This is a genomic window from Gardnerella sp. DNF00747 (assembly GCF_049262675.1).
Taxonomy (GTDB): Bacteria; Actinomycetota; Actinomycetes; order Actinomycetales; family Bifidobacteriaceae; genus Bifidobacterium; species Bifidobacterium swidsinskii.
On the sequence record NZ_CP058394.1, the window covers coordinates 374,440 to 398,147 of the forward strand.

Annotated in this window: 17 protein-coding genes and 2 tRNA genes; 18 read left to right on the top strand and 1 reads right to left on the bottom strand. The window is 42.3% G+C overall.

Translation table 11 applies throughout. The features are described from left to right. The first annotated feature begins 23 nt into the window (after positions 1–23). The 4 genes from HXT32_RS01310 (at position 24) to HXT32_RS01325 (ending at position 4,220) form a co-directional block, all read left to right on the top strand. On the top strand, positions 24–1,874 hold the full coding sequence (locus tag HXT32_RS01310; RefSeq protein WP_422119006.1) for an ABC transporter ATP-binding protein: 1,851 nt from the start codon (positions 24–26) through the stop codon (positions 1,872–1,874). Between the two features lie 2 nt (positions 1,875–1,876). Next, positions 1,877–3,928, top strand: coding sequence for an ABC transporter ATP-binding protein (locus HXT32_RS01315; RefSeq protein ID WP_116440513.1), 2,052 nt, complete (start codon positions 1,877–1,879; stop codon positions 3,926–3,928). A gap of 102 nt (positions 3,929–4,030) precedes the next feature. Beyond that, positions 4,031–4,104 (top strand) — tRNA-Asp (locus tag HXT32_RS01320). A 43-nt stretch (positions 4,105–4,147) separates the two neighbouring features. Beyond that, a tRNA-Phe gene (locus tag HXT32_RS01325) sits at positions 4,148–4,220 on the top strand. A gap of 48 nt (positions 4,221–4,268) precedes the next feature. Here the strand turns inward: HXT32_RS01325 and galE are convergent. Beyond that, entirely contained in the window at positions 4,269–5,279 is a 1,011-nt protein-coding gene (gene galE, locus HXT32_RS01330) for a UDP-glucose 4-epimerase GalE (protein WP_004108540.1), read from the bottom strand. A gap of 242 nt (positions 5,280–5,521) precedes the next feature. Between galE and HXT32_RS01335 the strand changes: the two genes are divergently transcribed. The 14 genes from HXT32_RS01335 (at position 5,522) to mraY (ending at position 23,702) form a co-directional block, all read left to right on the top strand. Continuing rightward, positions 5,522–5,731, top strand: a complete 210-nt coding sequence (locus tag HXT32_RS01335; protein WP_231130981.1) for a YggT family protein — start codon at positions 5,522–5,524, stop codon at positions 5,729–5,731. 152 nt (positions 5,732–5,883) lie between these two features. After that, positions 5,884–7,212 (top strand): DivIVA domain-containing protein, encoded by a 1,329-nt coding sequence (locus HXT32_RS01340; RefSeq protein ID WP_012914407.1) that lies wholly within the window; start codon positions 5,884–5,886, stop codon positions 7,210–7,212. 96 nt (positions 7,213–7,308) lie between these two features. After that, the gene (locus HXT32_RS01345) at positions 7,309–7,803 is read left to right on the top strand and encodes a signal peptidase II (RefSeq protein WP_033888518.1); all 495 of its coding nucleotides are present in this window, start codon (positions 7,309–7,311) and stop codon (positions 7,801–7,803) included. Next, positions 7,796–8,734: an RluA family pseudouridine synthase gene (locus HXT32_RS01350; protein WP_422119007.1), complete on the top strand. Its 939-nt coding sequence runs from the start codon at positions 7,796–7,798 to the stop codon at positions 8,732–8,734. The genes HXT32_RS01345 and HXT32_RS01350 overlap by 8 nt, the downstream gene beginning before the upstream one ends. Before the next feature lie 46 nt (positions 8,735–8,780). Next, positions 8,781–12,347, top strand: coding sequence for a DNA polymerase III subunit alpha (gene dnaE, locus HXT32_RS01355; RefSeq protein ID WP_012914404.1), 3,567 nt, complete (start codon positions 8,781–8,783; stop codon positions 12,345–12,347). A gap of 82 nt (positions 12,348–12,429) precedes the next feature. Next, on the top strand, positions 12,430–13,152 hold the full coding sequence (locus HXT32_RS01360; protein ID WP_004108527.1) for a hypothetical protein: 723 nt from the start codon (positions 12,430–12,432) through the stop codon (positions 13,150–13,152). A 198-nt stretch (positions 13,153–13,350) separates the two neighbouring features. Next, positions 13,351–14,688 (top strand): type I glutamate--ammonia ligase, encoded by a 1,338-nt coding sequence (gene glnA / locus HXT32_RS01365; RefSeq protein ID WP_004107357.1) that lies wholly within the window; start codon positions 13,351–13,353, stop codon positions 14,686–14,688. Positions 14,689–15,419: 731 nt separating this feature from the next. Continuing rightward, positions 15,420–16,232, top strand: a complete 813-nt coding sequence (mraZ, locus tag HXT32_RS01370) for a division/cell wall cluster transcriptional repressor MraZ (RefSeq protein ID WP_004108525.1) — start codon at positions 15,420–15,422, stop codon at positions 16,230–16,232. 11 nt (positions 16,233–16,243) lie between these two features. Beyond that, entirely contained in the window at positions 16,244–17,269 is a 1,026-nt protein-coding gene (rsmH, locus tag HXT32_RS01375; RefSeq protein ID WP_033888517.1) for a 16S rRNA (cytosine(1402)-N(4))-methyltransferase RsmH, read from the top strand. A 1-nt stretch (position 17,270) separates the two neighbouring features. Beyond that, positions 17,271–17,930: a hypothetical protein gene (locus HXT32_RS01380; protein WP_285089469.1), complete on the top strand. Its 660-nt coding sequence runs from the start codon at positions 17,271–17,273 to the stop codon at positions 17,928–17,930. Continuing rightward, positions 17,930–19,771, top strand: coding sequence for a peptidoglycan D,D-transpeptidase FtsI family protein (locus HXT32_RS01385; RefSeq protein ID WP_415693073.1), 1,842 nt, complete (start codon positions 17,930–17,932; stop codon positions 19,769–19,771). The genes HXT32_RS01380 and HXT32_RS01385 overlap by 1 nt, the downstream gene beginning before the upstream one ends. 42 nt (positions 19,772–19,813) lie before the next feature. Then, entirely contained in the window at positions 19,814–20,839 is a 1,026-nt protein-coding gene (locus HXT32_RS01390) for a hypothetical protein (RefSeq protein ID WP_004108517.1), read from the top strand. A gap of 91 nt (positions 20,840–20,930) precedes the next feature. Continuing rightward, on the top strand, positions 20,931–22,520 hold the full coding sequence (locus HXT32_RS01395; RefSeq protein WP_033888465.1) for a UDP-N-acetylmuramoyl-tripeptide--D-alanyl-D-alanine ligase: 1,590 nt from the start codon (positions 20,931–20,933) through the stop codon (positions 22,518–22,520). A 78-nt stretch (positions 22,521–22,598) separates the two neighbouring features. Beyond that, complete coding sequence (gene mraY / locus HXT32_RS01400) at positions 22,599–23,702, top strand: phospho-N-acetylmuramoyl-pentapeptide-transferase (protein WP_004108513.1); 1,104 nt, start codon at positions 22,599–22,601, stop codon at positions 23,700–23,702. Positions 23,703–23,708 lie beyond the last annotated feature (6 nt).

Consider the following 23,708-nt stretch of genomic DNA (forward strand, 5'->3'; position numbering starts at 1 on the left):
CGTTATGTAGGGGAAGGGATGCAATGGCAGAAAAGCCGAAGAACAATTCACGAAAAATTAGCAATAATTCTCCTCGCGCATTGCGTACGATTCTGTTATCTTTAAAAAAGTACCGTTTTCTTGGCGTTTTAACAGTTGTTACTATTCTCGTTGAAGCTGCTATGCAAATTGAGATCCCTACAGTAATGTCAAATCTTATTGATTTTGGCATTATGTCACGTTCTCAAGAAGCTGTGCAATATTATGGTTTGCAATTGCTCATTTTTGCTGCAATTGCAATGATTACAGGCATTATTTCTGGTATTTGTTGCGCGCATTCTAGTGCTGGTTTTGGTAAAAATTTGCGCCACAACATGTTTTCACGCTTGCAAGGTTTAAGTTTTTCTGATTTAGATAAGTTCTCTAGTGGCACTGTTGTTACGCGTATGACTAGCGATGTGTCAAATGTGCAATTTGCTTACCAAATGATTATTCGCTCTGGTGTTCGCAGCGTTATGATTATCATCACTGCTTGGTGGTTTACTTTTTCAATTAGCCCTGCTATCTCGTGGGTTTTTCTTTCATTCGTGCCTATTGTTGGTGCAATTGGCGCTGTTGGAGCTAGTATAGTTGCTCCAGCATTTTCTCGAATTTATCGAATGATTGACGAGATGAATAATAGAGTTGGCGAGAATTTGCATAATATTCGCGTCGTAAAGTCTTATGTGCGTTCTGATTATGAAATAAGTCGTTTTACGCGTATTTCACATAAAATCTATGATTATTTTATTAAAGCTGAGTATGTGTTAAATTGCAGTATTCCTTTGTTTAACTTGTGTTTTTATTCTGGAATGCTACTTATTGCGTGGTTGGCTTCGCACGAAATTGTGGCTTCGGGAAATAATCCTGCTTTTGGTTTAACAACGGGAAATCTTGCTGCATTAGTAGTGTATGCTTTGCAAATTTTGTTTGCTTTAGCGAATTTAGTTGCAGTTTTTGTAATGTCGTTAACAGCTCGAGCTTCGATGCATCGTATTTCACATGTTTTGCAATCTCGAAATACTGAAGTTGTTTCCAAGCATCCACTTACAAAGCTTTCTGACGCTTCTGTGCGTTTTGAAAATGTTTCGCTACGCTATCCTCAATCAGATAATACAGATGAATCCACTCCAGCAGAACAGGAAATTTTACATGATATAAATATATCTATCCCTTCTGGAGCAACTGTTGGCGTTGTTGGTGCAACGGGATCTGGAAAATCAAGTTTAGTGCAATTAATTGCAAGACTTTATGACGTAACTTCTGGCACTCTTTTTGTAGGCGGAAAAGATATTCGCGATTACGATTCTTCTAGTTTGCGTGAAGAAGTTGGTGTTGTTCTACAAAAAAATATTTTGTTTAGTGGCACAATTGCAGAAAATCTTCGCTGGGGTAGGGCGGAAGCAAGCGATAATGATTTGCGTCAAGCTTGCGAAATTGCTTGTGCTGATGAGTTTATTAAAGATTTACCAGACGGCTACAATACGCATATTGACCAGGGTGGTAAGAATGTTTCCGGTGGTCAGCGACAGCGTTTGTGCATTGCGCGCGCACTTTTGAGGAAGCCGAAAATTTTAATCCTCGACGACTCGATGAGTGCGGTTGATATGAAAACGGATAGTAAAATTCGCGATGGCTTGAAAAAGTTTATGCCTGATTCTACGCAAATTATCGTTGCTCAGCGCATATCTTCAATCGAACATGCAGATATTATTGTTGTTCTTAAAGATGGTCGTGTTGTTGCTAACGGTTCGCATGATGAATTATTTAAGTCTTGTGAATTTTACAGAAATATGGCGATTTCTCAAGAAAAAAGTAGCATAACTGGCGCAACTAAAGAAGAAGGAGCTAAATAACAATGGCTAAGAATAAAACGGCTCACTCTTCTAAAAATGATTCAGCTATTAGTTGGGAAACTCTTAGCAGACTTGCCTCTTATGTGCTGGTGTATCGAGTTAAAATTTACGTAATTATTGCATCAATAATAGTTAGCGCAATTGTGCAAGCTGCAAGTGCAGTGTTTTTGCAATCTCTTGTGGACTCGTATATTCTTCCGCTTGTTGGTAAGCATAATCAGGATTGGACGCCTCTTGTTCGCATGATTATTCTGATGGCAAGTGTTTACGCTGTTGGTGTGTTTTGTTCTTGGCTTTGGAGCAGACTTGTTGCGAATATATCTGAAAGTGTTATGCGTGATTTGCGAGATTCTATGTTTAAGCATCAGCAGAAGCTTTCATTGCGTTACTTAGATTCTCAAGGTTACGGCGATATTATGAGTCGTTACACAAACGATACTGAGGTTCTTCGTGAGGCAATTTCGTGGGCATTTCCGGACTCTTTTTCTGCACTAATGTCAATTTTGGCAGCGTTTATATCTATTATGTGCCTATCGCTTCCGGTTGCAGTTTTTGTAGCTATATTTACTGCAATATTGCTTTATTTAGTGCGTTTTATGCTAAAGAAATCTGGCAGTCTATTTGAGCAATTCCAGCATGCATTAGGTGAGCTAAATGAGTTTGTTGAAGAATCTGCAACAGGCAGCAAAGTGATTAAAATTTTTAATCATGAGGCAGATTCTATTGAAAAATTAGATAATTGCATAGAAAAAGTGCAAAAAATTTCTGCAAGTGCAAATTCTTATGCAAATAATGTAATGCCTGTTATTAGTAATGCAAGCTATTTGCTTTATGTATTAATTGCTTTACTCGGTGCGTGGGCTGCTTCAGCAGGTCTGCCAACGCTGGGATTAGCTGGATCTAGTACTCTTACATTGGGTACACTTATATCTTTGCTGGCACTTTCGCGCGCATTTATTAACCCTATTGGCGAAATTACAATGCAAGCTAACGCACTTATGATGGCTCTTGCAGGAGCTTCTCGTATTTTTGAGTTACTTGATGAAAAGCCAGAACTTGATTCTGGCAGTGTGCAATTAGTTAAAGTGCGTGTACTTCAGTCTGATGAAGATCTTGGAGAAAAATCAGCATTTGATGTGCTTGAAGAAGTAGATGAACAATCTGAAGGAAGCAATATTTATTGGGCTTGGAAAAGATCAAAGCAAGATAATGGTACTAAAGCTAAAAAGCGCGCTCAAAACTTAAGTGAAATGGCTCAAGAGATTGTGTGCCATGCAAAGCGAGATGCTCGCACTTCTAAGGATGGCCGCTATACTTTGCTTCGAGGCGACGTGCGTTTTACGGATGTTGTGTTTGGTTACAAAGAAAATCATCCTGTTTTACACGATATTACGTGGTTTGCAAAACCTGGTCAAAAAGTTGCTCTTGTTGGAGCTACAGGTGCTGGAAAAACTACTATTGCTAACCTTCTTACGCGTTTTTACGACATCGATGATGGGCAAATTTTGTATGATGGCATTGACGTGCGCGATATTTGCAAAACGGATTTGCGCCACGCTATTGGCACTGTTTTGCAAGATGTGAATTTATTTACAGGCACAATAATGGACAATATTCGTTATGGAAATCTTGATGCTAGCGACGAAGATTGTATTCAAGCTGCAAAATTAGCTCATGCTGACGCGTTTATTTCTCATCTTCCTGACGGATACAATACGCAGCTTAACAATGGTGGTGAAGGGCTTTCTCAAGGTCAGAAGCAGCTTATTTCTATTGCTCGTGCTGCAGTAGAAAATCCGCCTGTGTTGATTCTCGATGAAGCAACTTCATCGATTGACACGCATACTGAAGAGTTAGTTCAGCATGGAATGGATTCTTTGATGGAAAGGCGTACTGTGTTTGTAATCGCTCACAGACTGTCTACAGTGCGCAATGCTGATGTGATTATGGTGCTGGATCACGGTCGCATTATTGAGCGCGGTTCACATGAGGAATTATTGGCAAAACGTGGGGAGTATTATCAGCTTTGCACTGGAGCTGTTGAGCTTGAATAATAGCTTGATTTTGTGCGGCAACACGCCGAACACGCGCGGCACTTGCATTTTGCTAAGGATTCTGTAAGATAGTGACTCGGCTGTTCGAGAGAACAAAGCCACGGCCCCGTAGCTCAGTTGGTTAGAGCGCCGCCCTGTCACGGCGGAGGTCACCGGTTCAAGTCCGGCCGGGGTCGCGATTAATAGAATACCCGGTTCGCCGGGTTTTTTATTCGTCATGGCTCTGTAGCTCAGTTGGTAGAGCGAACGACTGAAAATCGTTAGGTCAGCGGATCGATCCCGCTCGGAGCCACAACAAAAACGCGCGACACGATTTGTGCCGCGCGTTTTGTTTTATTCGCTAGTCAAGCTGCTTCCACGAATCAACATCAATATGATGCTCAGGATTTGCCTGCCAAGCTGCCCAAGCAGATTCTACGATATCCTTAACGTCGTAGCGAGCATGCCATCCCATTTCTTCGTTAATTCGCTTCGTGCTGCCAATAAGCTGTGGAGGATCTCCAGCTCTGCGATCAAGAACAGTTTCTTTAAATGGTAAACCGGTAACTCTGCGCACTTCGTCAACAATTTCGCGCACAGACGTGCCCTTACCAGTTCCTACGTTAAAAGCATCGTACTTGCGCTCGTCGCGATCCAAATACGTGAGTGCCGCAATATGCGCGTCTGCTAAATCAGAAACGTGAATATAGTCGCGAATGCAAGTGCCATCAGCAGTAGGATAGTCGTCGCCAAAAATAGCAGGTGCTTTTCCTCGCTGTAGTCTGTCAAGAAGCATAGGAATTAAGTTCAAAATCGCAGGATCTTCCAATTCCACCGGACCGCATCCAGCTACGTTGAAGTAACGCAGTGCGCAGAAGCGAATTCCGTATGTGTGCTCGCAAGCACGTGCCATCCACTCGCCAAAAAGCTTGGTTTGACCATAAGGGTTAATTGGCAACATTGGCACAACATCTTCTGGTACAACTTCAACAGGAGGCACTCCATAAGTTGCTGCAGAAGAAGAAAATACGAGCTTCTTAACTCCGCTATCTTTCATGCCTTCAAGCACATTAAGCATGCCGTTAATATTCTGTTGATAATACCAAAGTGGCTTTTCTACGGACTCTCCAACTTGCTTTCTAGCAGCAAAGTGAATTACAGCATCGACGTGCTCATCTTTCATAATTTGCGCAAGTCGCTTTCCTGCATCAGGAGAAGAGATATCCATACCATAAAGACGTGCGCCTTCAATTCTTGTAGGCTTTCCGTAGCTTAAATCGTCAACGACGACGACATTTTGCTTTGTTTCATGTAAAGCGTGAACTACATGTGCTCCAATGTATCCGCATCCACCTGTAACAAGAACAGTCATTGTCGACCTTCCTTTTGAATAATATCAATACAATCAGTGAGATTATATCTCGTAAAACTGAAGTTTAATGATATGCATCTGTTGCATAACATCTGTTATTCTCGCATTTTGATTCTGCAGCGTATGCTTAACTTGAATGTGTTAGTTGTATTATTTTGTAAGGTGATGTTCGAATGATATTTGTTGCGTTATCTATATTACGTGTGATTATACGCGCTTATTTGATAATAATGATTATTCGAATGGTTGCAGATTGGTTATTTGTGCTTGTTCCTCGTATGCGTCCTAGAGGTGCTTTTAATTTTCTAATACGGATTATTTATTTCATAACAGAACCGCCATTACGCGTATTGCGCAAGTTTATTCCGCCAACTCGTTGTGGAAATATTAGTATTGACGTAAGTTATATGCTTTTATATTTTGCTCTATACGTTCTTCAAATTTGGTTATAGATGAGTTTATGGTTTTTTAACGCGTAATTTTTATAAAAGCGGCGTTTTGTTGCATAAATTTTTGTATTAACCGCACTAATTTTCTGCGGACGTGATAGCATCGAATAGATATATATCAAAGGGCTATGCCCAAAAAGCGAGGTGTAAAGCATATGACTCTGTTGACGCCTAAGGACATTCGAGAGCATACCTTCCAAATTGTACGTTTTAAGGGAGGTTATGACGTTGACGAGGTCGACGAGTTTCTCGATCAGGTTACAGAAACAATAGAAGCACTCGGTCAGCAGGCAGTGCAGGGCCTAGGGGCTTCCACGCAATCTCTTGGCCGTGATGTTGCGGGTTTGAATACGAAGATTGCTGAGTTAACTTCTAAGGTAGAATCCTTAACTAAAGAAAATGAGGCATTGCGTGATGCTTCTAAGAAGCAGGGTGAATCAAATGAAGCTGCTTCTCAACTTGAAGCTACTGCAACTAAGTTGCGTGAAGCTGAAGAAAGTAATCGTGCTTTGACTGCTCAAAACCAGCAGTTGAAGGAACAGTTAGATGGTTTGGGTGCGCAGGTAGATCAGTTAACTGCTCAAACTGCTCAAGCAGACAATGCTAAGCAGGTTCAAAAAGAGCTTGAAACTGTTACTCGCGAGCGTGACGACTTCCGTGCAAGCAGCGAAAACTTGGGTCGCGAGCTTGAAACTGTTCGCCAGCAGCTTGTTGTCACTCAGCAAGAAAACACTAAGATTGAGGAACTTTCCAAGCAGTTGGAAGAGTCTCGTCAGCGTGAAGAGCAGCTTCGAAAGCAGGTTGCTAAGATGGAACCAAATACTGAAACTGGTAGCTTGCAAAAGATTGCTGGTGCTGGTGCAGAAGCACAAGGTTCTGAGCCAGAGCGTGCAACTGCAATGTTGACTCTTGCTATGCAATTGCATGATCAATATGTAGATAAAGGCAAGGCTAAGGCTCAACAAATTGTTGAAGAAAGCCAAGCTCGTTATAACGAAACTGTTGCTAAGGCAGATGAATATTCTGCACGCACTCGTTCTGAAGCTGAAGAATACAGCAAGCAGACTCATGCTGATGCTGACGATTACTCTACTCGTACTCGCGGCGATGCTGATTCTTATGCTGCTCGTGCTCACAATGAGGCTGATGCTTACTCTGGTAAGGTTCGTCAAGCTGCTGATGATTACTCTAAGCAGACGCATGATCAAGCTGACCAGTATGAAGCTGAAGTACAGCATCGTGCTGCAGACTATGATTCTACAACTCGTACAGCTGCTGATGCATATGCTCGTCAGGTACGTGAGAATCTTGAGAAGCAAACTCAAGTTATTGAAGGAAATATTCAGAGCCTCAAGCAATTTGAGACTGAATATCGTACTCGCTTGACTGATTTCCTTGGTCAGTTGGTTGCTCAAGTTTCTGATGAAAATACCTATGCTGCATTAGGCAACAAGCAGGGTGAAGAATCTGGTAAGCAAGAGTAGTTTTTAGCAGTGCGTGACTGATATTTTAAAATGTTGCGCACTGCACCGATACTATTTGAATTACTAAAGATCGGATAAATATTGACGCATAGAGATGTGCGTGTGAAACGGCTACGTACTCGCGTAGCCGTTTTTGCACTAATTGTTTTTATTGGTGTTGTGCTAGATCGCATAACAAAACTTTGGGCTTTGGCGACGCTTAGTGACGGGAAAAACATTGAGCTTGTGCCGCACTTGCTTTCTTTAACTCTTGTACGAAATCCTGGAGCATCATTTGGCTTAGGTTCTTCTTTTACGTGGGTTATTAGCGTATTAGCTTGTGCTGCTTGTGGTGCCATGATAGCGGCTATTAAGCACACAAAATCTTTGTATTGGACTATTGCGTTTGCTCTAGCGTTTGCTGGAGCTTTCGGAAACCTCATTGATAGAGCGCAATATGCTCAAGGTTTTTTGAATGGCAAAGTCGTAGATTTTATAAACTACGGTTGGTCTGTTGGGAATGTTGCAGATATTGAGCTTATGTTTGCAGGAATCGCAGTTGTATGCCTTATTTTGATTGGGATTCCTCTTTTCGGGCATGCCGATGAGTGATATTTGCTTTAACGTTACAAGCCAATTTTCCGGCTGCAGATTTGATGTTTGCTTATCAAAACTAATGGGAGTTTCGCGTGCAAGTGCGATATCTCTTATTGAGCGTAACCAAGCGAAAATCTTAGGTAGAAAATCGCAAAAATCCTCCATTTTGCAAGATGGCGATACGATTGTTGTCGATCAAAAAGAAAGTGCAGAACAAAAAGAAGAGCAAAATAATGAATCTTCTGTATGTAATATTCCAATTATTTACAACGACGACGATGTTGTTGTAATAGATAAGCCTGTTGGAGTTGCCTCTCACGCAGCAAAGGGATGGAGTGGGCCGACAGTTCCAGAATGCCTAGAAGCTGTTGGAATAGATATAAAAACAACGCTGTGCGACGAATCGCGCAAAGGAATCGTAAGCAGATTAGACGTTGGAACAAGCGGATTAATGCTAGTTTGTAAAACAGATTTTGCTTATGAAGTAATGAAAAATCAGTTTGCAAAGCATATCGTTAAAAAAACGTATCATGCGCTTGTTCAAGGAGATTTAGCGCAAGATAAAGCTACTATTGATGCTCCTATAGGTCGCGCAAAAGTATCTGATTTTCGTTTTACTATTACTTCTGACGGCAAGCCTGCTGTTACGCACTGGGATGTGCTTGAGCGTTTTAGTCAAGCAACGTTAGTAAGCGTTAATTTGGAAACTGGTCGTACACATCAAATACGCGTCCATTTTTCGTCTATAGGTCACCCTTTGGTTGGGGATTCAATGTATGGAGCGAACCCAGTTTTGGCTCAAAAACTTGGGTTGCAACGTCAATGGTTGCATTCTATGGAACTTACTTTTACACATCCTCGCACGGGTAAATCAGTGACGGTTAAGTCGCATTATCCTCTTGATTTGCAACACGCGTTAGAAGCTATGCGAGCATTATTAAAGTAACGTTTTTGCATTTTTTCAGTCAACTTTCGCTTATAGAATATCTTTTATGACTCAGCCGGAAACCAACTTCGTACATTTGCACAATCACACGCATTATTCACTTCTAGATGGTGCGTCAAAAATACCTGATTTAGTAGCGCGCGCTAAAGAATTAGGTATGCCGGCTGTAGCTATTACGGATCATGGCAACATGCACGGCGCGTACGAAATGTGGAGTACGGCTGTAAAAGCTGGGATTAAGCCAATTATTGGCATAGAAGCGTATGTTACTCCTGAAACAGCAAGACAAGACAAAAGTCGCGTGCATTGGGGCACGGAAGATCAGCGTGCAGATGACGTTTCTGGCGGCGGTTTAATTACGCATATGACTTTGTGGGCGGAAAACGATACTGGCTTAACAAATCTTCTTAAAGCTTCGTCTGTGGCGAATCTTGAGGGTAGAGTTATGCGCTACCCACGTATGGATAAAGACGTGCTTTCAACCTACTCAAAAGGTGTAATTGCGTCTTCAGGATGCCCTTCTGGAATTATCCAGACGCGTCTTCGCTTAGGTCAGTTCAAAGAGGCTTTACGAGCAGCTGGTGAGTTTCAAGATATTTTCGGGCGTGACAATTTCTTTATCGAGCTTATGAATCACGGGCTTTCTATTGAAACGCGCGTAACTAAAGACTTGCTTGAAATTGCAAAAAAACTTAACGCACCTCTTCTTGCAACAAACGATTTGCATTACGTTCATGAAGAAGATCGTGAAGCGCAAGATGCTATGCTTTGCATTAATTCCGGCTCGCGCTTGGACGATCCTGACCGTTTTAAGTTTGACGGTTCAGGATACTATTTGAAGTCCGCTGAGCAAATGCGTGAGCTTTTTAAAGAATTTCCAGAAGCTTGCGATAACACGCTTGAGATTGCTCGTCGATGCAATGTTATGTTCGACGACGGCGAAGATGGCGCTTTTATGCCGCAATTTGACTGCCCGGAAGGTTGGGATGAGACTTCGCTATTCCTTAAAAAAGTCGAGGAAGGTTTGGAGCGTCGTTACAATAACAACATTCCAATGGAAGTTTTAAAGCAGGCTGATTACGAGTGCGGTGTGATTTGCCAAATGCAATTCTGCGGATACTTTTTAGTTGTTGCAGATTATATTAATTGGGCTAAAGCGCATGGTGTAATGGTAGGTCCTGGTCGTGGTTCTGCTGCAGGCGCTATGGTTGCGTACGCAATGGGCATCACAGAGCTTGATCCTATGAAGCATGGTCTGATTTTTGAACGCTTCTTAAACCCGGAGCGCGTATCCTTGCCTGATATTGATGTTGATTTTGACCCGGATGGCAGGGCCAAAGTTCTTGAATACGTGGGCGAAAAATACGGTAGAGATAAAGTTGCTCAGTGCGTTATTTACGGAACTATTAAAACGAAGCAAGCTCTTAAAGATTCTGCGCGTATTATGGGCTACGAGTTTTCAGTAGGCGAAAAAATTACGAAAGTTCTTCCTCCTGCTAAAAACGGCAAAGATATGAGCTTGCACGATATTTTCGACGAAAAATCAAAGCGTTACGCTGAAGCGCGCGAGTTTCGCGAAATGTACGACACGGATCCAGATACTCATCGCATTACGGAAGAAGCTAAGGGCATTGAAGGTTTGATTCGTCAAACAGGTGTGCATGCTTGTGCAACAATCATGGGCTCGGAGCCAATCACAAACACTTCGCCACTTTTAGAGCGCACTGACGGTACTATTACTACAACTTTTGAGTATCACACTTGTGAAACGCTCGGTCTTGTAAAAATGGACTTTTTGGGTCTTTCCAACTTGACAGTTATTCGCGATACTTTGCGAAATATCGAAAATAATGGGAAGGATCCGATTGATTATACTAAGATTCCGTTAGACGATAAAGCTACTTATCAACTGCTTTCTAGGGGTGATACTTTAGGCGTTTTTCAGCTTGATTCCGACGGTATGCGTGCGCTTCTACGTACTTTGAAACCGGATAATTTCAATGATATTTCGGCTTTGATTGCACTTTACAGGCCTGGTCCTATGGATATGGATTCGCATACGAATTATGCTAAGCGCAAGAATGGTTTGCAAGATATTATCCCTATTCATCCAGAAGTTGCTGAGCCGTTAAAGGAAGTTCTGGACGAAACTTACGGTTTGATTGTTTACCAGGAGCAGGTGCAGTCTGCAGCGCGTATTTTAGCAGGATACAGTCTTGGTAAAGCAGATGTGTTACGTCGAGCAATGGGCAAGAAAAAGCCGGAAGTGCTGGCAAAAGAGCAGGTGCCATTCTTTGAAGGTATGAAAGCTCACGGATATTCTGAAGAAGCTGCACAAGCTGTGTGGGATGTTTTGGTTCCGTTCTCTGGTTACGCGTTTAATAAAGCTCACTCTGCAGCTTATGGCTTGATTTCTTACTGGACTGCATACCTAAAAACGCATTATCCTGTGGAATTTATGGCAGCTTTGCTTCAAAACGAACGTACGAATAAAGACAAAACTGCACTGTACTTGGGCGAGGCAAGGCGCATGGGTATTCAAGTTTTGCAACCTGATGTAAACGAGTCTGTTCTTGAGTATTCTGCAGTTGGAGATGTTGTGCGCTTTGGTTTGGGTGCTATTCGTAACGTTGGAGACAAAGCAGTAAACGATATTATTACTGAGCGTGAAGGTGAGCGCGGACGTTTCGTAAACTTTATGGATTTTGTACAACGTGTTCCTATTAGTGCACTTAATCGACGTTTAGTAGAGTCGCTTATTAAAGCTGGAGCTTTTGATTCTATTGATTCAAATCGTCGTGCGCTGTTTCAAATTTGTGATCCTGCAATTGATTCTGTGATTGCGCTTAAGCGCAAGCAGGCAGAGGGTCAGTTTGATTTATTTGCTGATCTTGATTCGTCTTCTGACTCGGATGACGACAACGGTATGGGAGATATGCAAATTACTGTACCTGATGTTGAAGAGTGGGATAAAAAGACAAAGCTTAATTTTGAGCGAGAAATGCTTGGATTGTACGTTTCTGATCATCCACTAAGCGGATTGTCTGCAGTTTTGGCAGATTTACGTGAGATGTCAATCGCTCAACTGATCGACAGAGCAAGAACTATGAGCGACGGTCAGCAAGTAACTATTGCAGGCCTAGTTACGAGCGTAGATAGGCGAGTGTCTCGAAAAGGTAATGCTTGGGCGATTGTCACAGTTGAAGACATGGAAAGTTCAATACAATGCATGTTCTTTGGCAAAGTGTACGAAGCTTCAGCGCAAGAACTTGCAATTGATCAAGTTGTGCGTATTCGTGGACAAGTTGAAGTGCGTGATGAAACTGTTTCCATGCGTGCTACAGAGTTTGAAATACCAACTCTTGAATCAGTGGATGAGAGACCTTTAACAGTTGTTATTCCTCGTAAAGTTCTAGATAAAGGTCGTGTTGCGCAATTAAGTAATATTTTGAGCCGACATCCAGGCTGCTGTGAAGTGCGCTTGGCTCTTGTCGACGATACAGGCAAGGCACAAGTTCTTACTTTTGGAGATCGTTTCCGTGTAAAGCGAGATACTTCTTTGTTTGCTGAAATGAAAATCGTTTTTGGATCTAGTTGTTTGCCTAGTGCGTAGAAAATATGCACTACTGATTTGATAAAATATAAAACTAGGTATGCTTTAAGAAATTACATTGAAAGAGGAGGAAATAACGAATATGTTAAACAACGGTGACGAGCGTAACAGTGACGATAAGCGTAAAAATGATGGTGAGCGTAACAATGACGATTCTGTGCGCACTTCTTTTACTGATGCGGAATTAGATAATGCGCTCGCTGGATTTGAACGTGAATTTAAAGAAGAGTCGCAGGAAAATTTAAATAGCGAAAATTTAGAAAATAACCAAAAAAGCGACGATAATCAAGAAAATGATTTTCTTGATCAAGCTATGCGCAATATTGAAGAAGCTAATTTTGAAGAAGATTTGCAAGGTTTGCTTGGAAATAAAGCAAAAGTTGCGTTAATGATTACGTATGTGCAGCCTGCTCAGTTACTAGCTGCTTTTTGCAAAATGGCTAGTGTTTCAGCACGATGCTTCGATGAAGAGCAAGGTGCTGTTGCAGTATTAAAAAATTTGGACGGCAATGAGCCGGAAGAAGCAGTGCAAAAATTTGTTGATTTCTTCCGTGGAATGGATGTTATGCTCATTACAAATAGAGCTGATAAATTAACTGCAAAAGTTTACGAATATAATTGCGAACCGCAAGAAATAGTTGCGCCTATGGCATTAGCTGTGTGGTCGCGTACAGTAGAAGATTTAGCTATTGGCATGGAAACAGTTGAAACTATTTCGAAACAAAATATAGAAATGTTCAATAGTGACGATTTGAGCGATGCGAACGCGTACGAGCTATTCCAAAAATATGGCAAAAGAAAGTAAAAATAATTAAGCAATTAATTGGCATATTAAATTGAAGAAGTTGCGTTAGAAAGTAGAAATTTCATTACAATTACGTAAATTCATTGCAGATAAGCTCAACATATGAAGCGCAATACGAAATAATACACTACAATTGCACGTGAATATGCATATGTGCGTGGCTATGCGTACAACCGGATGATACCCAAGGGGTTTATTATGGATCGACAACAAGAGTTTGCTCTACGTACTGTTGAAGAGCGAGACGTGCGTTTTATTCGACTCTGGTTTACGGACGTCTTAGGCACGCTTAAATCCGTTGCTATTGCCCCTGCTGAATTAGAAGCAGCTTTTGAAGAGGGAATAGGGTTCGACGGCTCAGCAATAGAAGGCATGACTCGCGTCCTAGAAGACGATATGATTGTGAAGCCGGATCCGTCGACGTTCCAAATTCTTCCATGGCATGGAGGTCCGGAAGGCACAGCGCGCATGTTCTGCGATGTGCTAACTCCAGACGGAGAGCCTTCACTGGGAGACCCTCGTCACGTTTTGAAGACTGCGCTCGCAAAAGCGAAAGAAAAAGGATTTACTTTCTACGTTCATCCGGAAATTGAGTTTTATTTGTTTGAAGCTCAAGATGATTGGTCCAAAGCTCCTGTGCCGATTGATGAGGGTGGCTATTTTGACCACGTTCCTAGAAGTTCGGCTATGGATTTCCGTCGTAGTGCAGTTAGTATGCTTGAGCAAATGGGTATTTCTGTAGAATACTCGCATCACGAGGGCGGTCCTGGTCAAAACGAAATTGACTTGCGTTATGCAGATGCTCTTACTACCGCGGACAATATTATGACTTTCCGCACTGTAGTTAAGGAAATTTCTCTTGAGCGCGGAATGTATGCAAGCTTTATGCCAAAGCCGCTAACTGATCAGCCTGGATCGGGTATGCATACGCATTTGAGTTTGTTCGAAGGTGACACGAACGCTTTTTATGAGGCAGGTCAAGAATTTAATATGTCTCTTATTGCGCGTCAATTTGCGGCTGGTATTTTGCATCATGCTTCAGAAATTTGTGCTGTAACTGATCAATACGTGAACTCTTACAAGCGTTTGTGGGGTGGTGCGGAAGCTCCTAGCTACGTTTGCTGGGGTCATAGCAACCGTTCTGCACTTCTGCGTGTGCCGCAATACAAGCCTGGTAAAGGCAATTCTTGCCGAATGGAATTCCGTGCGCTAGATCCTGTGGCGAATCCGTATCTTGCTTACTCTGTGCTTCTTGCTGCTGGTTTGGATGGTATTGAAAAGCAAATGACTTTGTGCGATCCAACTAGCGACGATGTGTGGGAGCTTACTGATGCTGAGCGTCAAGCAATGGGTATTCAGCCATTGCCGGAATCCTTGGATGAAGCACTAAAGATTATGGAGCGCTCGGACTTCGTTGCAAGCGTATTAGGTGAACACGCTTTTGAGTACTTCTTGCGCAATAAGCATCAAGAGTGGGAAGAGTACCGTCGTCAGGTTACGCCTTTTGAGCTTGAGAAGTATTTGCCGCGTTTGTAGCGCGAGCGACTTTGTACTTTAGAGGCCCTAACGCAGAAACTGTACTGCGTTAGGGCCTTTTGTTTGATGTTTTGGGACACTGCTGCAGATTGCGCTCGCGCGGATTACGCGCTCGCTTACGAAACTCGCGTTGGAAGTCCACTGGACTTCCAACTTTAGCGAGTTTCCGCTCCGAGTTGCCTTCGCGCGCTAAATCGCAGCGCTCAAGCAGGTCGTCAGCGCGCACTAACCACAACCTAGTTTTTAAAGCGCAACCACGCAACTCTGCCCTGCCTTCGTCAATCGAGACGAAGGCAGACCTCGCTTGCGGTGAAAGCACACTGTGCTTTCAACTCTGAGCAAGCTCGGCGCTCCGAGTTGCCTTCGCGCGCTAAATCGCAGCGCTCAGGCAGGTCGTCAGCGCACACTAACCACAACCTAGTTTTTAAAGCGCAACCACGCAACTCTGCCCTGCCTTCGTCAATCGAGACGAAGGCAGACCTCGCTTGCGGTGAAAGCACACTGTGCTTTCAACTCTGAGCAAGCTCGGCGCTCCGAGTTGCCTTCGCGCGCTAAATCGCAGCGCTCAGGCAGGTCGTCGCGCTGCGTGAGGGTCTTTTGTTTTCTATTGGTGGTTTGCTTCAAAAAAATCAAAAATTTTGTAAAAAAGTGGGGATTTTTGGGGAGGAATGGGGTAAAATGGTGAACAACGTGTAAATGGCATAGTACATGTTGAGTTAAGGAGGTGGAGTATGGCACGTCGTGCTGCTGATAAGCAACCGCGCAATAACGCCAATTCTTCCTCTTCGCATTCCATAAATCAGGCTCAACAAGCTGCTGATTCAAATGTTTCTCAGCAATCGCAGATGCCACTGCAAATGCAAGATTCACAAGTGTCTCAGCAGCAATACGTTCAGCCTGTTCAACCTGTACAGTCTAAGCAGTCAATTCAGGGTTATTATGGTATGCCTTCAACTGTTATGCCAGCAATGCAGCAATATATGCCAGCACCGGTTTTCACCTCCACTCCGTCCGGCGCTGCTGATTCGTCTGCACAAGCTGCAGCTATGCCAGTTGCACCTTTTTATGCTTCTCAATATCAAGAAGCTGTGTCAACTCATCCAGCAACACCTATTTTGTTAGGCACTTATACTCCAAAAATTGACGATAAAGGTCGTGTTGCACTTCCTGCAAAATTCCGTTCTCAGCTCGGAACTGGTTTTGTTATGGCTCGCGGTCAGGAGCATTGTGTTTACGTGCTACCTATGGTTGAGTTCCAGCGTATGGCAACGCAAATTCAGCGCACATCTATGAGCAATAAGTCAGCTCGCGATTATCTTCGTGTGTTCCTTTCTGGTGCTGTTGATGAAGAGCCAGATAAGCAGGGACGCATTGTTGTGCCGCCAATGTTAAGAGATTACGCCAATTTGGGCGATCAAATTGTTGTTATTGGTGTTGGTACGCGTGCAGAGATTTGGAATAAGTCTGCTTGGGAAGAATATCTTGCCGATCGTGAGCAAGGTTATGCAGATATTGCTGACGATGTACTTCCGGCGGTGATGTGATGACTGATGCTATGAAAGATATTACAGCTATTCACGCACCGGTATTATTGCAGGATTGTGTTGATTTAGTTACTCCTTCTTTGCAACACAAAGGCGCAATAGTAGTAGATTGCACTTTAGGCCTTGCTGGTCATGCGACTGCTTTTCTTAAAGCTGCGCCTTTTGCAACACTTATTGGTATTGATCGTGATTCTGAAGCACTTTCGTTAGCAACGCAAAGAATGCGCAGCGAAGGTCTCGAGAATCGTTTTATTCCTGCACATGCAGCATTCGATGAGATTGATGAAGTGCTACAAGAAAACAGCATTGACCGTATTGATGCTGCTTTTATGGATTTGGGTCTTTCAAGTTTGCAAATTGACGAAACTGATCGCGGTTTTTCTTATTCTCACGATACAGCACTTGACATGCGTATGGATACGACGCAAGCAACTACTGCCGCAACGATTTTAGCTACTTATGATTCTCGAGAATTAACTAGAATTTTCCGAGAGTATGGTGAAGAACGTTTTGCTTCTCCTATTGCTCGTCGTATTGTTGAAGTTCGTGCTACGGAGCCTATTGCTACTTCGGGTCAGTTGGTTAGCTTAGTTGACTCTGTAATTCCGAAAGCTCATCGCGCTACTGGAAATCCAGCAAAACGAGTGTTCCAAGCTTTGCGTATTGAAGTGAACGGTGAATTAGATAAATTGAGCCGTACTCTTCCTAAAATTGCTTTACATCTTCGTGAGCATGGTCGCTTAGTTGTTGAATCTTATCATTCGTTGGAAGATACAGCTGTAAAACGTTTTATGAATCAAGGATTAACAGTTGATGTTCCTGCAAACATGCCTGTTATTCCTGATGATGCTCAGCCGTTCTTTAAAGCTCTTACTCGCGGAGCTATGAAAGCTTCTAAAGAAGAAATTGTTCATAACACTAGATCTTCTTCAGTTCGTTTGCGCGCTGTCGAATTATGCCGCCCTATCCCGGAGCGTTGGATTCCAAGGCTTGAAGATGAGGCGGCTGGTCGTAAAGCTATAAAAGGAGGTCGCTGACATGGTATTGAACATGCAAAATCGTGTTTTGCGCTCTTCTGCGTCTTCTGCTTCAGCTCCAGCTGGTCGTACTAAAGATAATTCGACTCGTAAAGAATACGTACATAATTCTGCTCCTTCGGTGTTTAACCCATCTCAACGTAAATCTTCTGCTGTGCTTGAACGATTCAGCAAGGTTATGACATGGAGCAATACGCGCAAAGTACCTCTTGTGAATTGCATGATTATTGTGATTTTTATGGTTGTTACGTTGTTGACTTCGCTTCTTTTGCGTACGCAAATGGCAGAGATTTCCTTCGACCAAACTGCAGTACAGATGCGTATTTCTCGTTTGCATCAGGATGTGGAAGCTCGTCAAGCGAAATTAGATACTTTGGAATCTGAACTTCCTGCAAGAGCGCAACGAATGGGAATGGTTCCGCAACAAGGTTCTATTTCTATTGACTTGAGTGATTATGCAGCAAAACGAAAACATAGTCATTCTGAGAAAACTAAGCACGAAAAACAAGCCGATAACTCAAAACAAGCCGATAACTCAAAACAAACAAATAACTCAAAACAAACAAATAACTCAAAACAAACAAATAACTCAAATAAAACTCAAAAACAAGACCAACAAAATCGTCAATATCAACAGAAAGCAAAACAGGAGAAACATTGATGCGCCACTTAATCAAACAACGTTTCGCTCCTCAGCAGATATTTGCGCGTAAGTGCACCGTAATTGCAATTGTTTTTGCGTTAATTGGTGTTGGTGCAATAGTAAAGCTAAGTTTTATACAGATTATTAATGCTCGCTCAACTGCACAAGCAGCTCAGGCTGAGCGTAGTCGTGTGCGACCAATTCTTGCACGTCGTGGGCGCATACTTGATGCTAATGGTGCTGTGTTGGCTCAAAGTGTTGAGCGATTTAATATTATTGGAGATCCACTTAATGCTCAGGCTTTTGTTCCGACTCCTTGCACAAAACAAACCGAGCATAACTGTCATATGCTTAATGGCAAGCCTGTAGAAGGCACGGGCGCTGTGGCGGTCGCCCGTTTGCTTGCTCCGATTTTGCACATGAGTTCTGTAGAACTTGGTGGAAAACTGGCTGGCGTTGGTCGTTACGTTTTATTAAAACGTAACGTGACTCCTGCAATGAAACGCGCTATTGACGATTTGAATCTTTCGGGGTGCATTTATGCAGAGAACAGTAGTGAACGAGTATATTCAAGCGGTCCTATTCTTGGATCTGTTATTGGTGCTGTTGCTAATGCCGATGAAGTTAATCGTAAAGATGTCAAAGATCGTAAAGGCGAGGTTGGTGTTACAGGTCTTGAATTTACTAAAGATGCAACTTTGAATGGCGTGGACGGATATCAGCGTTATCAAGGTAATAATGCAGGAAATGAAAAAATTCCTGGTACTGTAACTGAATCTAAGCCTGCAATCAACGGAAGTGATGTTAAGCTCACAATCGATAGCGATGTCGATTGGTATGTTAAAAAAGTTTTGCTTGATGGCAAGAAAAAATATCATGCAACTTGGGGTATTGCAATAGTGCAAGATGTTCGTACTGGCGAAATACTTGCTTTGGAAGATACTGATGAGATTAAAGCTGGAACAACGCAAGCTAAGGTGAATGTTTCTAGAGCTGTAAGCCAAACCTTTGAGCCTGGTTCTATTGGTAAAGCTTTCTCAATGTCTGGAATGTTACAAACTGGTGCGCATAAGCTTACTGATAAATTTGCTGTTCCTAATACTCTTAATAAGAACGGTCAAGCATTCCATGATGCTGTTAGCCATGGTGTTGAGCGTTGGACATTAGCTGGTATTCTTTCGGAATCTTCTAACGTCGGTATGGTTATGGCTGGTGAAAAATATCCGATAGATAAACGCTATGAGTATCTTTATAAATTTGGTCTTGGTCAGTACTCGGGATTGAATTTGCAAGGAGAATCTTGTGGCTTGCTTCCTAGCGTTCAAGCTTGGGATGGTCGTAAGAAAGATACCGTTCTGTTTGGTCAGGGTTATGCTGTGAATGCTTTGCAGCTTACTAATGCGATTGCAACTATTGTAAATAAAGGCGTTAGGTTGCGTCAGTCAATAGTTAAATCCGTTATAGATTCTAATGGTAGAGTTACGAAGTCTCCTCGTCCTGCAGGAACGCGCGTTTTGGATGAAAATGTTGCTGCACAAATGATGAATGCTTTGGAAAATTCTGGTGAGCATTATCACAGATTTGCTGGTGTCGATGGTTATCGTGTTGCTGCAAAGAGTGGTACAGCTGAAGTTGCTGGCGCTGATGGTAAACTTAGCTCTACAATCAGCGACTGGTCGGGTGCTATACCAGCGGATAATCCTCGCTTCGTCATAACAGTTGTTTTGCGTGATCCACAAGGTATTTATGGTGGTATGACTGCAGGTCCACTGTTCAAAACTATTGGAGAATTCTTAATGCAAAAGTATGATATTCCAGCTTCTTCTCCACGCACAAATCCTGTTCCTGTGAATTGGTAGTGTACGCATTACAATGTTGTTATCTATAAAGTAGGGTGTGCAATGAGTGCGGTTGATGAATACTCTAGAATTAGAGTGACGCTAGGTTTTGCTGCAAAAAATTATGGTTTTGAAGTTGTTCCTGCGTTTGCTTCAGAGGTAACTATTACTTCTATTGCTCATGATGTGCGTCATGTGCGTCCTGGTGGATTATTTGTGCCAATTGGTCATATCGATCGTCGTCAGCTTGAAGCTGCACGTGATGCTGGGGCATATGCTGCATTAGTTTCACCAGAATTTCGTGGTGAGGCTGCAGATTTAGGTCTGCCTTTGCTTGTTTCTTCTGCTAATCCAGTTGCTTTGGGCAAGCTTGCTTGTGATATTAATGCAGATCCTTCTTCATGCGTTGCAATATTTGCGATTGCTGGTGACGATGATGATGAGATCCATGCTAATGTTTTGCGATTAGCTGATTTTTTGCATATGTTAGGTAATCCTGTTGGTGTTATTAGTGATGCTGGATCTACTTCATTGCAGCGCGAATTGTCTTTGCAATATCCTTTAAATATTGCAGATGTACAGCATGCTTTATCTGTGTGTGCAGAAGATGGTGCTGCAGCTGTTGTTATTGCACTTAATTCTGCAACTTTAGCTAAGAACGCGTTACAATCCGTCAGTATTGATGTTCTTGGCGTTGAGCAAACTCAGAATGAAAGCAATTCTGGCGCAGGGTCTGATTCTCAATCTGATGCTAAGTCTAAAGATAGTTCTGATACTAATTCTGAATCTAAAGATGCAGCCTCAAATGTGAAAGTTAGTGCAAAGGCATCTTCTTCACCGCTTTACCCGGCATATGCAACCGGCATGAGTTTTTATGCGTTGCGTCAACGTTATGGTTTTTCTGGAAGAGAGCACGCTTATTGTGTTACTAGATCGGCTGAGTCTGACGAATTAGCTGAATTAGCGGATCAAATTGGTGGCAATGATGTGCAGCGGCATCTTTCATTATCTATTGCAATGGTGTTAGCTGCTGGTGTTCGTCGTGGGACTATTAAAAGTGCGCTGCGAGTTTCGCATGAACTGCACTGAATTATGCTGATTTCATTCGAGTTTTCAAATAAATTAATTGCGTGAGTTTTGTTTAAGAGCTTTTAATTATGTGGCTAATTTGGAGGATGTTATGAGTTGTGTTGAAACTTCGTGTGCCAGCAATGCTGAGAGTTTAGATCATGCCGATATGATGCCTATGAGCATAAGCGAAATTGCTAAAGCTGTTCATGGGGAAATACACGAGTTTAATAGTTGTGACACAGATTTAGTTGCAAATTCCGTTTTTAGTGATTCTCGTCAAATCCGTAACGGTTCTGTGTTCGTAGCTATAGTTGGTGAACATGTTGACGGTCATGATTATGTAAAGAATGCTGAAAAATCTGGAGCTGTTGTAGCTATTGTTGAACATGTTGTCGAAGGCACTAATCTCAATCAAATAGTTGTGAATAATTCTATAGAAGCGCTGGGCTTGCTAGCTAAACATAATTTGGAACTTCGCCGCAATCTTAACAAACCTTTCACTATTATTGGTATTACTGGTTCCGTTGGCAAAACAACAACGAAAGATATGTTGAAGGCTTTGTTGAGCACGCTAGGCGAAACAGTTGCTCCTGTTGGATCTTTTAATAATAATATTGGTTTGCCTCTTACTGCTTTGCAAGTTGGCAGTAATACTCGATTTTTAATAGCAGAAATGGGAGCTAATCATGTTGGCGAAATTGCCAATTTAACTCATATTGCTCCTCCGGATCTCGCAATAGTGCTTAAAGTTGGTGTGGCTCATTTAGGTGAATTTGGCTCAGTTGAGCGCATTGCGCAAGCAAAAAGTGAGATTGTGCGTGGGCTTTTGCCACATGGCATAGCAGTATTAAATTCCGACGATAAGCGAGTTTCTGCAATGTCTTGTCTTGTAGAAAATAAGCATGTGCGCTGGTTCGGTAGAAATGTTAAAAACGGATTGCTGGAATCAGCTAGTAAAGATGACTACCAACTTTCAGCTAGTAATATAAAGTTAGATTCTTTTGGTAAAGCAGTTTTTACTACCACTGAACGTAGTAATTCTTCTGATCTAATGAATCATATTGAAGTGCATCTTGCTATACAAGGCGAGCATAATGTTATGAATGCGCTTGCAGCAGCAAATGTTGCTAGATATTTGGGAATGACTTTAGATGATATTGCTTCTGTGCTGTCTAAAGTTTCGCATATTAGCCCGCATCGCATGCAATTGAGTACAGTTTCTAAGAATGACGAGAAATTTACACTTATTGATGATTCCTTTAATGCAAATCCTGATTCTATGAAAGCAGGAATCGATGGTTTGTGCGCCTATGAAAATGATTCTTGTAGTGCATCTTCGAAACCTTTCCGTATAGCGGTTCTTGGTTCTATGTTGGAGCTTGGCAGCAACGAAGATGAATTGCACACAAATATTGGAGAATATGTGGCAAATTCGAGTGTCGATGCAGTTGTTGCTGTTGGTTCAAAAACGGACTCTGACTTAGATAAATTAGCTCACTGTATTGCTCAAGGTGCACGTTCTTCTTGGAATAATAAACTACTTTCTTCTCACGATGCAGTCTACTTTGTGCACAGTGCGGATGAGGCTGATGATATTGTTTGGAAAATTGTGGCCGAGCATCCGAGTAGTGTTGTGTTATTGAAAGGCTCTCATGCTTCAGGCTTGAGTGTGCTTGCTGAACATTGGGCAAATATTTAACTGCTCGATGCTCAATATAAGTGTGAAATTAATAAATTAAGTATTATAGCAAACGGAACAGTAAACGGAGGTTAAGCGGTGATTGCGCTTATTGTAGGAATTGTGGTGTCGCTCGTAGTTACGATTGTTGGCACGCCTTTGCTTATTCGTTTAGTGCATCGTTTGCACTACGGTCAGTACATTCGCCAAGATGGACCACAATCTCATTTAGTAAAGCGCGGCACGCCAACTATGGGCGGTGTTGTTATTAACTTTGCTGTAGTAGCAGGTTGGGCTGCTTCTGCTCTTTATAGATATGTTTCTGTTGGTCGCTCGCCTTCATGGTCTGCTGTTTTGGTGCTGTTTGCAATGCTTTCAATGGGTTTGCTTGGCTTTATTGATGATTTTGCTAAGGTTCGTAAAAAGCAGAATCTTGGTCTTTCTGTACATGCGAAGTTTACTGGTCAAATTATTTTTGCAAGTATTTACGCGCTTTTGTCATTGCTATTGCCAACTCAATCTGGTATTGCTAGCGCTCAACCTGGAATGAGTTTTATTGAAAAACCATTTTTTGATTTTTCTATACTCGGCAACGGTGTAGGAATTGTAGTATTTATTGTTTGGGTTAATTTCCTTATTGCTGCTTGGTCTAACGCTGTAAACTTGACTGATGGACTTGATGGTTTAGCTTCTGGATCTTCTATGATTGCTTTTGCTGGTTACGCTTTGATTGCTTTCTGGGAAAGCTACCATGTGCGCGGAGGCGGTCATTTCGGATTCTCTTACGCTGTTTCTGATCCTCTCGATTTAACTATTATTGCTGTTTGTGCTGCTGTTGCTTGCTTTGGATTCTTGTGGTTTAATTCGAATCCTGCTCAAGTATTTATGGGAGATACTGGTTCGTTGGCTTTAGGCGGATTATTTGCAGCTCTTTCTATTGCAACTCACACAGAGTTTTTGGCTGTGATTTTGGGTGGATTATTTGTAATGGAAGCTGCAAGTGACGTTATTCAAGTTGGATTCTTTAAAGCTACGCATAAGCGTGTGTTCAAAATGGCTCCTATTCATCATCATTTTGAATTGCTCGGCTGGACGGAAACTAAGGTTGTTGTGCGATTCTGGATGATTGAGCTTATGTTTGTGCTTTCTGCACTTATGATGTTCTACGCCGATTGGGCAGGGCATTCTGGCTTGCTTATTTAATTTCAA

Bases quoted from the DNA above. Each gene is read 5' to 3' on its own strand.
- HXT32_RS01310 (WP_422119006.1), top strand. From the start codon at position 24: ATGGCAGAAAAGCCGAAGAACAATTCACGAAAAATTAGCAATAATTCT.
- HXT32_RS01315 (WP_116440513.1), top strand. From the start codon at position 1,877: ATGGCTAAGAATAAAACGGCTCACTCTTCTAAAAATGATTCAGCTATT.
- galE (WP_004108540.1), bottom strand. From the start codon at position 5,279: ATGACTGTTCTTGTTACAGGTGGATGCGGATACATTGGAGCACATGTA.
- HXT32_RS01335 (WP_231130981.1), top strand. From the start codon at position 5,522: ATGGTTGCAGATTGGTTATTTGTGCTTGTTCCTCGTATGCGTCCTAGA.
- HXT32_RS01340 (WP_012914407.1), top strand. From the start codon at position 5,884: ATGACTCTGTTGACGCCTAAGGACATTCGAGAGCATACCTTCCAAATT.
- HXT32_RS01350 (WP_422119007.1), top strand. From the start codon at position 7,796: ATGAGTGATATTTGCTTTAACGTTACAAGCCAATTTTCCGGCTGCAGA.
- dnaE (WP_012914404.1), top strand. From the start codon at position 8,781: ATGACTCAGCCGGAAACCAACTTCGTACATTTGCACAATCACACGCAT.
- HXT32_RS01360 (WP_004108527.1), top strand. From the start codon at position 12,430: ATGTTAAACAACGGTGACGAGCGTAACAGTGACGATAAGCGTAAAAAT.
- glnA (WP_004107357.1), top strand. From the start codon at position 13,351: ATGGATCGACAACAAGAGTTTGCTCTACGTACTGTTGAAGAGCGAGAC.
- mraZ (WP_004108525.1), top strand. From the start codon at position 15,420: ATGGCACGTCGTGCTGCTGATAAGCAACCGCGCAATAACGCCAATTCT.
- rsmH (WP_033888517.1), top strand. From the start codon at position 16,244: ATGAAAGATATTACAGCTATTCACGCACCGGTATTATTGCAGGATTGT.
- HXT32_RS01380 (WP_285089469.1), top strand. From the start codon at position 17,271: ATGGTATTGAACATGCAAAATCGTGTTTTGCGCTCTTCTGCGTCTTCT.
- HXT32_RS01385 (WP_415693073.1), top strand. From the start codon at position 17,930: ATGCGCCACTTAATCAAACAACGTTTCGCTCCTCAGCAGATATTTGCG.
- HXT32_RS01390 (WP_004108517.1), top strand. From the start codon at position 19,814: ATGAGTGCGGTTGATGAATACTCTAGAATTAGAGTGACGCTAGGTTTT.
- HXT32_RS01395 (WP_033888465.1), top strand. From the start codon at position 20,931: ATGAGTTGTGTTGAAACTTCGTGTGCCAGCAATGCTGAGAGTTTAGAT.